A 15423-nucleotide genomic window follows, 5' to 3' on the forward strand; every position below is an offset into this window, starting at 1 on the left:
TGGCCTCGCCGCCGTCGGCTGACCCCGCCGCCCCTCCAGGAGGAACCGTGAAACCCGGCGACAAGTTCAACTTCGAGGACATCGTCAAGACCGCGCTGTCCTATCGGGACCAGGTGGCGGCCGCCCAGGCCGAGCTGGAGCGGGCCCTCGTCACCGGCCGCTCCGAGGACGGCACGGTCACCGTGCTGTGCAACGGGATGGGCCGGGTCAGCGCGGTGAAGGTCGACAACCGGGTCTTCGACGAGCGGGACAAGGGGAAGCTGCAGCAGGCGATCCTCGAGGCGATCCGCGCCGCCGGCACGAACGCCGGCAACCTCGCCGGTCAGCGCATGGGCGACGTCGAAGTCAACCTCTCCTAACGGCGCGCCACGTCGCGCTCGAGAAGGACCCCGTAGTCGTCCAGGCGGCGGCGGGTGCGGCGCAGATCCCATCGGGCGCCCAGGACCGTGTAGAGCTCCGCAGCCTCGGCGCCGTGCCGGGCCGCCTCGTGCGGGCGCCGGTTGGCGGCGAGCAGCACGGCCGCGTCCTCCAGAGCCGCTGCCAGCTCGGGCACCCTGCCCACCGACCGGTAGTGCGCGGCGGCCGCGAGGGCGGGCTCGGGGTCGTTGCCGACGAGCGCGCGGCATCGTTCGGAGGCGGCGAACGCCCGGGCGGGCCGCACCTCCTTCGCGGCCTCCGCGGCGCAGATCGCACTGGCCCGCTCGGCGACCTCCGTACGCCCCAGCTCGAGCGCCAGCCGGATCGCGTCGGGCAGCCACTGGTGGCGCAGCATCATCGGGGCGTACTCGGGCACGAGCAGCGGGGCGAGCAGGTCCAGCGCCTCGGCCGGGCGGCGCTGCTGCTCGGCCACCAGCGCACGGGCGACCAGCAGGAAGTCGCAACTCTCCCGTTCCGCGTCGGTGGCCGGGCCCGTGTCGGCGGCGTCCAGGTGGCCGGCGGCCAGGTCGGCGTCGTCGCGGTGCGCGGCGATCAGGGCGGCGACGCCGTGCAGCAGCATGGTGACCGCGCCCGGCTCGCGCGTGCCGAGGAAGGTGATGCCCGGCGCGTCGTCGGTGACCGCGCTGACCTCGGCGAGCGCGTCGTCCCAGCGGCCCAGCCAGAAGTACTGCACCGCCGACGCGACCTGGAGGCTGCCGGGCAGGCGGTGTCGGATCGCGAAGAGCGCGGCCTCGCGCAGGGTCCGCTCGGCCTCGTCGAGCCGGTCCAGGTTCTGCAGCGTGAACATGCGGTTGTCGAGCAGGTCGAAGTACATGCCCGCGAAGTCCGGGTGGTCGCGCATGATGTCGAGTGCGCGGTCGACGTACTCCAGGGCGCGTTCGTGGTCGCGGCGGATCGAGTTGGTCAGCCAGGTGGTCTGCAGGGCGAAGGCCGCCTCGTACGGCTCACCCGCGGCGACCGCCTCGTCGTGCACCTCGCGCGCGGTCCGGTCCGCCCGGTCCAGGTCGTCGAGGCTGCCGCGGCGGAAGTTGGCCAGCAGCACGCGGTGCCGCGTACGCCAGATCTCCGGAACCGCCGGGTCGTGCACCGCGTCGCGGAGCAGGGCCATCGCGGTCTCCTCGTCGCCGCGGCGGAACGTCATCGCGGCGAGGAGCTGGCGCATCTCGGCCCGGTCCGAGGGGTCGGTCGCGATGCCGAGCGCCTCGCGGGCCTCGTCCATCGGGTATCGGTCGTACCGGAAGTCGAGCTTGACCAGGGCGACGAGCAGGGTCTCCCGCTGCGCGGCGTCGGGCAGGTCGGTGGCGAGGACCCGCCGCAGCAGGTGGTGCGCGATCCGCGGCACCCGCTTGACCACCTCGGCGCGGTGGGCGGTGAGCCACGAGACCACCCACGCGTCCACCACCGGCGTCTCGGCGGCGAGCTGCTCGGCCACCCGGGTCACCGGGCTGCCACCGCGGTCCAGCACCTCTGCGGTGTGCCGGTGCAGGGTCGCCCGGACCTGGGCGGGGATGCTCTCGTACAGGGCCTGGCGCAGGAACGGGTGCCGGAACGCGAGGTCGGTGCCCGCGTCGACCACCACGTTCGCGGCCAGCGCCTCCTCGAGGTTGGTCATCAGGTCGAACGGGGAACGGCCGGTCACCGCGACCACGTCGTCGACCGCGAACTCCGCGCCCAGCAGCGCGGCCATCCGCAGCACTTCCTGGGTGTCGTCGCTGAGGAAGTCGAGCGTCGCCCGTACCACCGCGAGCAGCGATCGGGGCGCGTCGATCCGGACCGAGTCGTCGATGTCGGCGCGGCCGTCCTCGATGCGGACCACGCCGCGGCGCATCAGCGCCGTGGTGAGCTCCCGCGCGCACAGCGGATTGCCCCCGGAGCGCGGGATGATCATGGCGAGGTTGGGGCCGACCGGGGCGCCGACCAGCCCGGCGATCAGCTCCTCCACGGCCTGCGCGGACAGCGCCTGCAGCTTCAGGACGTGCCCCTGCCGGGCCTGGACCCCGCGGCGCAGCTGGGCCAGCTCGCGGCCGTTGGGCTCCGGCCGGGCGGCGGCCACCAGCAGCAGCGGCAGCCGCCGGGTCGCGGCGACCAGGCGGTCCCAGAACAGCACGCTGGACTCGTCGGCCCACTGCAGGTCGTCGATCACCAGCACGAGCGGCGCGACCGCGCAGGCGGCCCGGACGTACGCGAGCACCCGGTCGGCCACCGCCGCGGGCCCGGTGTCGTCGGCGTCGGTGCCGTGCAGGTCGGTGGCGAGGGCCGCCAGCCGCGGATCCGTCGAAGTGGTCTCCAGGCCGAGCGCCCGCGTCACCACCTGCAGCGGCACGTGCTGGTCCAGCTCGTCGGCGACGCCCCAGGCCAGCTGGCACCCGGCGGCGCCGGCCTCGGCGAAGGCGGCGGTGAGCAGCTCGGACTTGCCGATGCCCGGTTCGCCCTCGATCCAGACGGCGGTGCCGTGCCCCTCGGCGACCTCGCGCACCAGCGCGCGCAGCTCCCTCAGCTCCGCCTTGCGCCCGACGAGGGCACGCCCGGCGACCCCGTCCCGCAGGGCCCGGGCCACCTGGGTGGGCACCACCTGCGGCACCGGCCGGACCGGCTCGGCGGGACCCTCCTGGATCAGGCGGTGCAGCTCGCGCAGCTCGGGGCCGGGCTCCACGCCCAGCTCGGTGATGAGGGTGCGGCGGGCGTTGCGGAAGGCCTCGAGGGCTTCGGCCTGGCGGCCGGTGCGGTGCAGCGCACGCATCAGCAACTCGTGCAGCGGCTCGTGCAGCGGGTGGTCGCGGACCAGGCCGGCGAGGTCGGCGACCAGGCCGTCGTCGCCCAGTTCCATGCGGATCCGGGCGCGGCGCTCGACCGCGGCCAGGCGGCGCTCACCCAGGTGGGCGCGTTCCAGCTCCAGGCGGTCACCGGAGAGGCCGGCGTACGCGTCGCCGTGCCACAGCCGCAGCGCCTCGTCCAGCTTGGCCACGGTGGTGGCCAGGTCACCCGTCGCTTGCAGCTCTTCCGCCTCGGCGCAGAGCGCGGTGAACCGGGCGCTGTCGAGGTCCTCGGGGAGCAGGCGCAACGCGTACCCGGACGGGCCGGAGACGAGCAGGTCGTGGCCGGACCGCGGCGAGTCCCGCGGCGCCAGGCTGCGTCGCAGCCCCGAGATGTACGTGTAGACGCTGCCGGTGGCGGTCGCGGGCGGCTTCTCGCCCCAGATGCCGCCGATCAGCTCGTCGCGTCCGACCAGCCGGCCCACGCTCGCGGCGAGGACGGCGAACAGCGCCCGCTGCCGCGCCGGGCCGAGGTCGACCTCCCGCTCCCCGAGCCAGGCCCGGACCGGGCCCAGCACCGAGACGCGGAGCCGCTCATCGGACGATGTCGCCACGTGTCCTCCGTTTCGCGGGTACGAGGACGCCTCGGCCTCTGGGGACCACCGGCTCGTCATCGGATAACGGAAACCTGGTCGCCGAGCAGTGCGGAGCGGGACATGTGCGGGACGGTCGGGTTCCCGGACAGGTGCGGGCGCAGCCGGGCGACGAGGATCCGGAACCGGTCGAGCCAGCGGACCGGGATGCGCCGCTCGCTCAGCACCGCCCGGGCGATCTCCGCCGCGGCGTCGTACTCGCCGCGCCGCTCGTGCGCCGCCGCCGCCACCCAGCGCATCTCGCCCTCGAGGTCGGGGTCCGAGGTGCGGGCGGCCACCCAGTTGGCCTCCGCCACGGCGTTCTCGCCCTGGCGCAGCAGCAGCCTCGCGAGCCAGGCGGTCAGCACGAGCCGCTCGCCGGAGTCGGCGATGTGCTGCGAGCGGGCCCGCTGCAGGATGGCGACGGCGATCCGCGGCGCGCGGCTGGCGAGCTGCTCGATGTGCTCGGTGAGCCAGCAGGCCACCTGCGCGTCCAGCGGCACGGGAGCGGCCAGCAGCTGGGCCACCGCCCGCTCGGGAGGCCCGCCGGCGAGGGCGATGCGCTCGGCGAAGGACCGGTGCAGCATCACCCGCAGCGAGGCCGGGGTGCCCTCGTGCAGCACCCGGCACACCACGCGATGCCGGAACATCAGCCGGTCGCCGGAGCGGGCGACCACCCCGGCCGCGACGGCCGGCTCGAGGCCGCGCAGCAGTTCGCCGGCCGGCCGGCCGGTGACCGCGGCGACCTCGCCGAGCGTGCAGTGGACCGGCTCGTCCTCGTCCTCGTCCTCGGTCGCGGCGTCGCCGGCGTTGAGGAAGGCGATCGCGCGCAGCAGCTGCCGGGTCTCCTCGGTGAACGACGACAGCTGGATGCCGATCGCGGCGACGAGGTCGGCCGGGGTGGACCGGTGCCCGTCGCCGAATTCGGCCGCGGCGAGATGCCGTAGGTAGTACGGGTTGCCACCGGCGTCGGCGAGCAGCCACCGCAGCGTGTCCGGGTCCGGCGGCTCCGGGGCGACCGCGCGGGCCAGCGCGGTGGCGGCCTCCGGTGCCAGCGGGGCGAGGTCCACGACGTCGTCGGCGGGGACGCCGGACACCTCGGGGAAGCCGGGGCGGGCCGCGCTCACCAGCAGCAGCGGCAGCTCCGCGGTGGCCTCGTGCAGCGCCGCCCAGACCCGCAGCGTGCCGGCGTCCGCCCACTGCAGGTCGTCCGCGACGAGGATGAGCGGCGCCTGTTCGGCGGCCTGCCGGATCACCGCGACCGCCCGCTCGACGGTGCCGGAGGACGGCCCGTCCAGGGTGTCGGCGGCGACCGTGAAGAGTTGCTTGACCACCGTGCGTGCCGTGTCGCCGGCCATGGCGGACTCGACGCACTCGAGCAGCACGCCGAGCGGCATGCGCCGGGCCAGCTCGTCGCCGACGGCCCAGCCGGTGCGGCAGCCGACCGGGGTGGCGCCGCGCAGCGCCACGGTCAGCAGCGCCGACTTGCCCATGCCCGGCGAGCCCTCGATCCGGATGCTGCGGCCCCGGCCGGCCGCGGCCTCCGCGGCGGCCCGGCGCAGGAACCGCACCTCGGCATCGCGGCCGATCAGCGCGGCGCGGTCGGTGGAGCGGGCGTACGACGCGGCGGCCGTTGCCTCCTCGGTCGTGCCGGAACCCCGAGTCGTCCCCGACCGCAGCGCCTGCAGGCCGACGGCCTCGGCCCGGCGGCCGCTCGCGTGCAGCGCCGACAGCAACATGTCCTGCAAGTTCTCCTGCAGCGGGTACGTCTCGACGAGGCCGCGCAGCACGACGATCGCCTCGTCGTGGCGGCCCATCTCGCCGAGCACCGCGGCCTGCCGCTCGGCGGTGGCGAGCCGGAGCTCGGTGAGGCGCAGCCGCTGCGCCTCCGCGTACGGCCCCGGCACCCCGGCGAGCGCGTCGCCGTGCCACAGCTGAAGTGCCGACTCGAGGGCGGCGAGCTCGGCGGGCCGGTCGCCGGCGCGGCGGTGTGACCTGCTCTCCTCGCGCAGCGCCTCGAACCGGAACACGTCGACGTCCTGCGGGCGTACGTGCAGCCGGTAGGTGCCACCGCCCGAGGTGAGCAGCTGCCCGGCCGCCCAGCGGTCGCGGGCCGGCTCGAGCACCTGGCGCAGAGCGGAGACATAGGTGTAGACGTTGCCGGTCGCACTGGCGGGCGGGTCCTCGCCCCACACCGCGGCGACGAGCTGCTCACGGGAGACCGCGTGCCCGGCGTGCAACGCGAGCACACTGAAGACCGCCGTCCGGCGGGCGGAACCGAGCGCGAGCTCGCTACCGTCCCGCCATGCCCGCACCGGGCCCAGCAGGCGGAGGTCGATGCCCTCGTGCTCTGCCGACATGGCTTCCCAACCTCGTCGTCGTGGGATCTCTCCCGATCAGCTCGACGGTTGAAGTTACAAGCTTTCGCCCGCCGTCGACCAACGTCCCCGTCAGGTGCCTCGTGATGCGTCGCCGCGATCCTTCACGCGCGATGACATTTCTACCCCCGGCCCGCAAGCTGAATACCGCGCGGGAACCACCATAGCCCTCAAGTCATTCTTAACCGTGCTGGATCAGCCGCGCCAATCGACTCGCGTGACTGCTCGTGACCACGCCCGCGGCCGGCGGGGCGAGAGCCCGCGGCCGCCGCGGTGAGGGCACCCGCGGCGGAGGGGGCAAGAAAGGCGGTCGGCCAGGGCATCGCGGTGCTGCGTGCCTTCCCGTGCGTCGCCGGTGCTGGTGAACTTCTGGGGTGCCGCCCGATCGAGACGTTTCCGCGCCGTTCGCCGGTGAGCTGTTCCTGTCGCTCGCCGCCGAGGGCCGCCTGGTCCTCGACCCGGCCCGTGCGGACCAGGCCATCGCCGGCCTCGAGCGCACGCTGTCGCTGCTGCGGGCCCGGCTGCGGATCATCCGGATCTGGGAGCACTCGCCCACGCAGCGTGTCGACGAGCTCCCGGAGGAACTGGCCCGGGACGTCGTCGACGCGGTGTTCGCCGATCAGCTCGCGCCCGGCCGCCTCGAGGAGGCGGTCACCGAACTGCCCAAGTACATCGAGGCGCTGCGGCGTGCGCGGGCCCGCGGCCGGACCGGTGAGCGTGCCGACGCCGACGGGCAGACGTCGGCATAGACCCATGATGACCTGCGTCGATGCCTGAACCTTCACGACCTTCACGCCGGCGTGAAGACGGCGTGGAGATTTTCTGAAGGCCCTCTCCGCCACACTTGCCCCGCCGTAACGATCAGCGGAGGTAGTAGTGGAACAGGTTCGGGTGGCCCTGCAGGCGTCGGATCCGCTCAGCCAGGCGGGCATCGCCAGCTATCTTCAGTCGCGTCCGGAGCTCATGCTGCTGCGCAGCACCGAGCGCGCCGAGGCCAAGGTCCTCGTCGTCTCCTGTGACCGGCTGACCACCGACGTCGTCGCGATGCTGCGCCGCTCGGCGGCCGAGATCGGCTCCCCGGTCGTGCTCATCACCAACGAGATCACCGAGAGCGAGCTGCTGACCGCCGTCGAGTGCCGGGTCGTCGCGATCCTGCCCCGGGTCGCCGTGACCGCCGAGCGTCTCGTGCACAGCGTGCTCACCGCGGCCAAGGGCGGCGGGGTCATGCCGCCGAACCTGGTCGGCGAGCTGCTCAAGCACATCGAGCGGCTGCAGCGCGACGTGCTCACCCCCAACGGCCTCAACGCCTCCGGGCTGACCCCGCGCGAGATCGACGTGCTGCGGCTGATGGCCGACGGCCTCGACACCAACGAGATCGCCGGCGAGCTGTGCTACTCGGAGCGGACGGTCAAGAACGTGATCTACGGCGTCACGCACCGGCTCAAGCTGCGCAACCGCTCGCACGCGGTCGCGTACGCGCTGCGCGCCGGCATGATCTGAGCCGATGCGCAGCTCAGCGCCCACCGTCACGATCGGCAAGCACACCGTCGGCAACGCGCTCGTCCTGCACGCCCGGGAACGGATCAGCTCCGAGGCGCAGTCGCTGGCGCTCGCCGTGGCGCACGACGCGGAGAACGAGATCGTCGTTCTCGACCTGCACGACGACCTGCCCGTCGGGATCTGGGAGTCGGTCGCGGGCGCTCTGCACCGGCGTCGCCGCGGCGGCATCCGCCTGGTCGTCTGCGGCACCCGCCAGGACACCTCCGTGCTCGCCGGGCAGTGGCTGTCCGACCGGCTGGGCCGGCCGGTCGTGGCGCCGTACGGGCATCTGATCCGCGGCGCCTCCGGCGCGTTGTTCGTGCACGCCGCCGAGGGCAGCGGCTGGGTCCGGTACAACCCCGGCCGGCCGCCGCACTGGGAGGCGAAGCGGTACCCCCGCCCGGACTGGGACACGGCCGCCGCCGAGTTCCTGCCCACCAGCGCCCACGGCGCCGTCGAGCCGCTGCCGGCCGGCGTGTGGATCCGGGACGGCCGCGACGAGGCCGCGGTACGCGCGCACTGGCAGCTGCTGGCGTCGTCCGTGCCGTGCCAGCCGCAGGCCTTCACGATCGTGCTGGGCTGCCCGGGAACCGCGCCGCTGCCGCTCGACGACGTGGCCCGCTTCTGGCGCACGATCGGCGACGAGGGCCGCGACCGGGCACGCTTCGTCCACTACGGACCGGTGCAGCTGCCCGAGGGTGAGGTCCTCGGCCAGGCGCTCGCCGACCTGCTGGAGACGCCGATCGCCTGCTTCACGGGCGTACCGGTGGGCAAGCCCGAGCGTCCCCGCATCCACACCGTGGACAGCGACGGCGCGCTGGGCTGGCAGGTGCTCGTCCGGGAGCTCGGCTACCGGCCCCGCAGCAGCGTCAACGCGGCGGCGCCGCTGCCGCAGATCCTCAGCTACCGCGCGCCGATGATGCTCGGCGAGGCGGACGGGCCACGCGTCTACCGCTACGCCGACGACGCCGTGGTCGAGATCGTCCAGTCCGGACTGTGGCTGCGCTCCGCGACCGTGCCCCGGTACGCCGACCGTATCCGCGCGCGTACCGCCGATCCCCGGCACCACGCGCTGATCGTGGACGACGCCGAGCCGGCCCGCGTCGCGCGGCTCCGGGAACTGGCCGAGGACCTCGCGGCCCGGCTCGACCCGCCCACCCGTGACCGCTGCACGCTGCACCTCGCCTCCGCGCTGGTCCCCGCCGCGCCGCGGGTCGCCCCGGCCACCGGCGAGCTGACCGACGGCCTGACGTACCGCTTCAGTGCTGCCGACCTCGCCCTCGACGAGGCGCTGGCCACGGTGGCGCCGCCCGCCGAGGAGGTGACCGGTCTGACCGTGCCCGCGCCCGAGGTGAAGACACTGGGCACCGGCTCCCGCGGCCGCGCCGGCGGAAGCCTGCAGCCGGCACCGGCTCGGCCGGCGCCCCAGGCTAGCGACCTGCCGCCGCTCGTCCTCCCGTCCTTACCGGGGGCCGGCCGCACCGCGGAGGTCCCGCTGTGGGAGGAGTCCGTCGCTCCCGTCTCGCCGGCCGTGGTGACCAGCGGGCCGGCCCGCGCCCGGCACGAAGCCGCCCCTGCCCCCGCCCCTGCCCCGGCGTCCGTCGAAGCCGGCGAGAACGCGTTGCCTTCGCGTGTCGCTCCGACGGCTCACCGTCCCCAGCAGCACAGCGAGCCCTCGGTGCTGCCCCCGGAGACGGCCGAGCGTGTCCTGGTGGCGCTCGACCGGGCGCGGCCGCCGGGCCCCGTGTCCTTCCAGGCCGAGCCCGACCCGGACGCGCGTGGCCTGCCCACCCCGGCCGGGCTCGCCGAGGAACGCGCATGGCTGCGCAGCACGCTGACCCGGGAGTTCGACGCTGCGGCGAGTTCGGTGTCGCGGCTGCTCTCGGAGTACCCCGGGTTCCAGGCCGACCCGGACACGATGGTCGACGCGGTGGCCGTACGGCTCTATCTGTCCGCAGTGGGTGACGGTCTCGACGAGGCCCTCCGCGAAGGCGACGTGGGACCGCAGGTCCCGTTCGCCCGCTGTGTCGCCGCCGGCCTGCGCCGGCTGCCGTCGCACCGGGGCGCGACCTCGCTGGTGTCCGACCTGACGGCCGAGGAGGTCGCCCGGATCCGCGAGCGCGGCGTGCTCACCGACTGGGGATTCACCCACGCGCTCACCGAACCCCCGCTGAACCTGCCCGGCGAGCTGGACGTGCTGATCTGGTCCATGACGGCCCGGCGCACCCGGCTGCTCGAGCCCGAGGACGACCGCCGCGCCGAGTCCCGGGTCGTGTTCCTGCCCGGCACCAGCTTCAAGGTGCTCGACGCGGTGCTGCCCGGTCCCGGCGTACGCGGCCGGCTGCTGCTGCGCGAACTGGCCGCCGACGAACCTGACCGCGGCCGGGTGCCCTTCGACGACCTCGCCCTGAACTCGCTCAGCCGGGCCATGGAGCAGGTCGGCAGCGCCGGTTCGTTCAGCCGGATCAGCCCGGCCGCCGCGAGCCGGTTCGGGGCCGTCCCGGGGCTGCGCCGGTGACCGCGGCGTCGATCTTCGTGGCGATCCCGGCGTACCGGGACAGCGAGCTGGTGCCGACCGTGCTGGACCTGTTCGCCAAGGCGCGCCGCCCCGGCCGGATCCGGGTCGGCATCTGCTGGCAGCGCGCCGCCGGAGACGACCTCGGGCCGCTGCGCGGCGACCCGAGGGTCGCGGTGATCGAGGTCGACCACCGGTCCAGCCGGGGCGTCGGCTGGGCCCGGGCGGAGACCCTGCGACTGTACGGCGGGGAGGACTACTACCTGCAGACCGACAGCCACCAGCGGTTCGCGCCGGACTGGGACGAGACCCTGCTCGACCAGCTCTCCCGGGCCCCCGGCGACAAGCCGTTGCTGTCGAGCTGGTGCCCCGGCTACGCGCCCGGCCGGCCACCCGAGCCCGCCGACCCGCTGCGCATGCGGTTCGACTCCTTCGACCCCACCGGGATGCCGTTCTTCGACGTGGACCCCATCACCGACTGGCGTGAACGGCCCGAACCGGTGCCGACCGGGCTCGTCTGCGGGCACCTGATGTTCGCCGCGGCGTCGTTCGTCGCCGAGGTGCCCAACGACCCGCACATCTACTTCTACGGCGAGGAGATCACCACGGCGGTCCGCGCCTTCACGTGGGGATGGGACGTCTCCGCGCCGACCCGTACGGTGATGTGGCACCTGTGGGGCGGCCACGGCCGGGTCCGGCATTGGGACGACCACAACGACCCCGCCGCCGGCCGCACCTGGTACGACCACGAGCTCAAGAGCCGCCGGCGCGTGCGCAACCTGCTGCTGCACCCCGCCCCCGGCCGGTACGGCGTCGGTCCGCACCGGACGGTGGCGCAGTTCGAGGCGTACACGGGATTCCGGTTCGCGGAGAACCGGTTCGAGCGACCCGCGTCGTGCGTTCCCTGATCCGCACCGATCTGGAGCGCAAGGTGGCGAGCATCGTCAACGAGGAACGGCGCAAGGCCGGGCTCCCGCGGCTCACCACCGATCCGCTGCTCACCGAGGCGGCCCGGGCGCACTCCGAGGACATGGCCGCCCGCGGCTACTTCAGCCACCACTCCCCGGAGGGCACCACGGCCGGGCACCGGGTCGCGCTGACCGGCTACGTCTTCGCGCTGGTCGGCGAGAACATCGCCTGGGGGCACGAGAACGCCCGGCAGGTCATGACCGCGTGGATGCACAGCCGCGGGCACAAGGCCAACATCCTCAGTCCCGAGTACACCCAGATCGGTGTGGGCCTGGCCGCGGACCGTCGCGGCGTGCTCGTCTGGACCCAGAACTTCGCCGTTCCCGGGATTGATCAGTAACTGACCTTCCGGGTGAGCAGTCGATTGCCGCACGATCCACGCCCAGAGTGCTGAAGTAGTCCGACCGTGGAGTGATGCGACGTGCCCCCAATGACCCGAGTGGCGGTTCTCTTCGGCGGGCGGAGCACCGAACACGACGTGTCGTGCCGTTCGGCGGCGAGCGTCGTGCAGTATCTCGACCGCAGCCGCTACGAGGTCGTGCCCGTACGCATCACCGTCGAGGGCGAGTGGATCGTCGGCGAGGACCGCGCCACAGCTGTCGTCGACGAGGCCGCCCTGCGCGAGATGACCCCGGAGCCGGACGGCTGGCGTCCCACGATCGTGGAGAGCCTCTTCCGCGCCCTCGAGGCGCTGCGCGATGTCGACGTCGTCATGCCGATCCTGCACGGGCCGTACGGCGAGGACGGCACGGTGCAGAGCGTGCTCGAGCTGGCCGGCATCCCGTACGTGGGCAGCGGCGTGCTGGCCAGCGCCACGTCGATGGACAAGGAGTTCACCAAGAAGATCCTCGCCGCGGAGGGCATCGCCGTCGCCGACGGTGTGGTGCTGCGCGGCGACGGCGACGAGGTGAGCGACGCCGACCGGGCCACCCTCGGGCTGCCCGCGTTCGTCAAGCCGGCCCGCGGCGGGTCGAGCATCGGCGTCTCCCGGGTCGGCGACTGGGCCGCGCTGCCGGAGGCGGTCGAGGCGGCCCGCCTGTGCGACACCAAGGTGCTGGTGGAGGCCGGGGTGCCGGGCCGCGAGATCGATGTCGGCGTGCTGGAGCTGCCCGACGGCCGGCTCGTGGCGAGCCCGCCCCTGGAGATCCGGGTCGCCGACGACCACGGCTTCTTCGACTACGACGCGAAGTACCGCGAGGGCCTCACCGAGTTCGTCATCCCGGCCGACCTCGACGCCGACACGACGGCGTGGCTGAGCGCCGAGGCGGTCCGCGTCTTCCGGACGCTCGGCTGCGCCGGGTTGCTCCGGGTGGACTTCTTCGTTGAGCCCGGTAAGTCGCTCACCGTCAACGAGGTCAACACGATGCCCGGGCTCACCGCGATGTCGCAGTTCCCGCGGATGTGGAAGGCGGCCGGCACGCCGTACCCGGAGCTGCTGGACCTGCTGATCGAGACCGCCCTGGCCGGCGCGCGCCGGCCGGCGCCGGCGCTGCCGTCGTGACCGGCCCGGAGCGGGCCGGCGGCTGGCTGCCCGGCGGCCTGGGCTCGTCCGCCGCTCCAGCGTGGGAAGGCTCCTCCGCCACCGCGTGGGACGACGACGCGACCCAGGTGATCACCGCGGTGAAGGAGAAGCCCGCGCCGGCCGCGGAGGCCCCGACCGTTCCCGCCGCCAAGCCGCGGGCCGGCTGGGCGGACGTGGCGAAGGGCGTCTGCATCCTGCTCGTGGTGATGTGGCACGTCATCATGAAGCACTACCTGCAGATCGACTGGCACCTGCCGGCCCCGATCCCGGGTCTGTGGGGAACCTTCGGCGACCAATTGCTGCCGCTGCGCATGCCGGTGTTCTTCACGATCTCCGGTCTCTTCGCGGCCGCCGCGGTGCAGCGCTCGTGGAAGGTCACGGCACGCAGCCGCATCGCGAAGTTCTACTACCTGTACGTCGTGTGGTTCGTCGTGCACACCACCGTGCTCGCGATGGTGCCGAGCTTCGAGACGCTGGCCGCGCACAGCGCCCTCGACGTGCTCGAGCAGGTGACCATCACGCCGACCAACCTGTGGTACCTGGTGGCGCTCGCGGTCTACTTCGTCGTCGCCAAGCTGAGCCGCAACCTTCCGGTGGCGGCCGTGCTGGTGCCGGCGTTCCTGCTCTCCGCCACGGCGTCGGCCGGCCTGCTGGCCGCACCGGGCAACCGCGGGCAGCTCTACCAGAACCTCTTCTTCTTCCTCGCCGGCCTGCGGCTCAAGCCCTGGGTCGAGCGCTGGGCCCGGACGGCGAACCTGCGCATGCTGCTCGTCGGCGGCGCGGGTTACCTCGTGGTGATGCTGGCGCTGCGCCAGCTCGGCGCGAAGCAGTGGTTCGGGGTGTGGCCGGTGGTCAGCGCGATGGCGGTGGTCGTCGGCGTCGCCGCGGCCGTCCAGCTGGAACGCCTGACCCGGGTCGGTGACCTGCTGGCGAAGCTGGGCCGCAACACGCTGCCGATCTACGTGATGCACATGCCGCTGCTGGCCCTCATGCACGCGGCGCTGCTGCGGCCGTTCTCGTCGGCGAGCACCCCGATCCAGATCATGCTCGCCCTCTTCCTGCCGCTGGTGCTCACAGGGCTGCTCGCGGGGGTCTGCCTGACGCTCAACGGCTGGATCCGCTCGGCGGGCGGCACGTGGCTGTTCGACCTGCCGTCCGCGAAGAAGTCGTCGGAGCCGGCCAAGCCGGTCACTCCCGTCGCGGAACCGGTCGAGCCCTCTCCCGAGCCGATGTGGGACGAGCAGCCGACGATGGTTCTCCCGCAGGCCAGGTGAGGTCGACGCCGTGGGTCTCACGCCGCCACAGCAGGCTGCACAGCACCTCGAGCCCTCGGTTGAGGTGCCGCCGGTAGGTGCTGAAGGGCAGACCGAGCCGTTCGGCGGCGGCCTCCTGCGTGGGTGCGCCGCCCAGGTACGTGGCGATCAGCGCGCGATGCGACTTGTGCTGCCGGGGGTCCTCGCCGAGGTCGTCCAGGGTGGACTTCAGGACCGTACGCACGGCGTCGACGGGGTCGGCCTGGGGCTCGGCCGCGGCCACCATGCGGCTGTGCACGAGCGGGTTCGTGGCGAGCAGGTCGGGCCGCCGCCAGGAGCGCAGCGCGTCGCGGACGGCCTGGTCGAACTCGGGCCGCGGGAGCGACTCGACGCGCACCGGCGTGGCCAGCGCGGCGTCCTGCTCCAGCCGCGCCAGGACGGCGTCGTGCCGGACCGGGTCACGCCACTTCAGCTCGGTACGCACCGCGTTGCGCACGAAGGCCTGGACGCTGACGCCGGCGGGGCCGTAGTCGGCGTACGGCAGGGCACACAACCAGCGGAACAGCTCGACCGGATCGCCGTCGGCGACGGTGGCCCGCAGCAGCTTCTCGGTGGTCGTCTCGGCATGCGCGCACACCTCGAGGGCATGCCGGTGCGCGGCCGAGGGCAGGTCGCCGACCACCTGGGACAGCACCGCCTGCGCGACGGCGAGGCGGACCTCGTCGTCCTCCTTGCCGGCCGTGACCGCCTCGACGCCGAGGCGCAGCGCGAGCGGGTTGCCGCCGGCCAGGTCGAGCAGGAACGGCTGCCGCTGGCGGGGCACCACGTTGCGGTCGAGCAGCGTCTTGGCCTCGCTCGGGGCGAGCGCGCCGACCTGCTGGACGCGCAGCACGGCGTTCCAGCCGGGATCGGCGGTCCATTCGACGGCCGGCGGGGTGCGGGCGGCCAGCACGACGACGCTGCCGACCGGAAGGCCGGGCAGGAACTCGTCGCGCAGCCACGACTCGAGGGGCTGCCAGCGCTCGAAGCCGTCGATCAGCAGCACCGGCCCGGCGCTGCCGGCCGGGGTGGGCGCGACGGTGGACAGCAGTCCGGCCGCCATGTCGCCGGGCTCGTAGCGGTCCACCCGGACGACCTGGCGGTTGGCCCGTTCCGCCTCGACCGCGTAGCGGCGCAGCAGCGTCGTCTTGCCGGTGCCGCCCGCGCCGTGCAGGTACAGCACCGTGAAGACCTCGCCGCCGGCGAGCGCGGCGCGGAACGCCGCCATCTCGGCCGCGCGGCCGACGAAGGCCCGGTTGCGGGCCGAGCGCAGGTACTGCTCCAGGCGGGTCACCGCGTGCTCCTCCCGAGGCGCGCCCTGCGGCGGCCCGCCCCGCGCCCAGCGTGGCGGGATCCCGTGGACGTCTGCGCGGATCGTCGTTCTG

11 protein-coding genes are annotated in these 15423 nt (G+C 73.9%); 8 read left to right on the forward strand and 3 right to left on the reverse strand.

The window, feature by feature from the left end; all coding sequences use genetic code 11:
• Positions 1 to 47 precede the first annotated feature (47 nt).
• The gene (locus AB0K03_RS10560) at positions 48 to 359 is read left to right on the forward strand and encodes a YbaB/EbfC family nucleoid-associated protein (RefSeq protein ID WP_364682875.1); all 312 of its coding nucleotides are present in this window, start codon (positions 48 to 50) and stop codon (positions 357 to 359) included.
• Here the strand turns inward: AB0K03_RS10560 and AB0K03_RS10565 are convergent.
• Positions 356 to 3805, reverse strand: coding sequence for a BTAD domain-containing putative transcriptional regulator (locus tag AB0K03_RS10565; protein ID WP_364682877.1), 3450 nt, complete (start codon positions 3803 to 3805; stop codon positions 356 to 358). The two genes, AB0K03_RS10560 and AB0K03_RS10565, sit on opposite strands and share 4 nt — an antisense overlap.
• Positions 3806 to 3861: 56 nt before the next feature.
• Positions 3862 to 6183, reverse strand: a complete 2322-nt coding sequence (locus AB0K03_RS10570) for a BTAD domain-containing putative transcriptional regulator (protein WP_364682879.1) — start codon at positions 6181 to 6183, stop codon at positions 3862 to 3864.
• A gap of 392 nt (positions 6184 to 6575) precedes the next feature.
• Between AB0K03_RS10570 and AB0K03_RS10575 the strand changes: the two genes are divergently transcribed.
• From AB0K03_RS10575 to AB0K03_RS10605, 7 genes are all read left to right on the forward strand, one after another.
• Positions 6576 to 6950 (forward strand): hypothetical protein, encoded by a 375-nt coding sequence (locus AB0K03_RS10575; protein ID WP_364682881.1) that lies wholly within the window; start codon positions 6576 to 6578, stop codon positions 6948 to 6950.
• Between the two features lie 127 nt (positions 6951 to 7077).
• Positions 7078 to 7701, forward strand: coding sequence for a response regulator transcription factor (locus tag AB0K03_RS10580; protein ID WP_364682883.1), 624 nt, complete (start codon positions 7078 to 7080; stop codon positions 7699 to 7701).
• A gap of 4 nt (positions 7702 to 7705) precedes the next feature.
• Positions 7706 to 10258 (forward strand): hypothetical protein, encoded by a 2553-nt coding sequence (locus AB0K03_RS10585; protein ID WP_364682884.1) that lies wholly within the window; start codon positions 7706 to 7708, stop codon positions 10256 to 10258.
• Positions 10255 to 11163: a GlcNAc-transferase family protein gene (locus AB0K03_RS10590; protein ID WP_364682886.1), complete on the forward strand. Its 909-nt coding sequence runs from the start codon at positions 10255 to 10257 to the stop codon at positions 11161 to 11163. Before AB0K03_RS10585 ends, AB0K03_RS10590 begins: the two co-directional genes overlap by 4 nt.
• Positions 11151 to 11564, forward strand: a complete 414-nt coding sequence (locus AB0K03_RS10595) for a CAP domain-containing protein (protein ID WP_364682888.1) — start codon at positions 11151 to 11153, stop codon at positions 11562 to 11564. Before AB0K03_RS10590 ends, AB0K03_RS10595 begins: the two co-directional genes overlap by 13 nt.
• Before the next feature lie 90 nt (positions 11565 to 11654).
• On the forward strand, positions 11655 to 12725 hold the full coding sequence (locus tag AB0K03_RS10600; protein WP_364682890.1) for a D-alanine--D-alanine ligase family protein: 1071 nt from the start codon (positions 11655 to 11657) through the stop codon (positions 12723 to 12725).
• Positions 12722 to 14020 carry an acyltransferase gene (locus AB0K03_RS10605; protein ID WP_364682892.1) on the forward strand — a complete coding sequence of 433 codons (1299 nt, stop codon included), beginning with the start codon at positions 12722 to 12724 and terminating at the stop codon, positions 14018 to 14020. The genes AB0K03_RS10600 and AB0K03_RS10605 overlap by 4 nt, the downstream gene beginning before the upstream one ends.
• Here AB0K03_RS10605 and AB0K03_RS10610 read toward each other — a convergent pair.
• Positions 13935 to 15332, reverse strand: coding sequence for a hypothetical protein (locus tag AB0K03_RS10610; protein ID WP_364682894.1), 1398 nt, complete (start codon positions 15330 to 15332; stop codon positions 13935 to 13937). The two genes, AB0K03_RS10605 and AB0K03_RS10610, sit on opposite strands and share 86 nt — an antisense overlap.
• Between the last annotated feature and the right edge of the window lie 91 nt (positions 15333 to 15423).

The sequence above is a fragment of the Actinoplanes sp. NPDC049316 genome (assembly GCF_040677315.1).
In the GTDB taxonomy this organism is placed as follows: Bacteria; Actinomycetota; Actinomycetes; order Mycobacteriales; family Micromonosporaceae; genus Actinoplanes.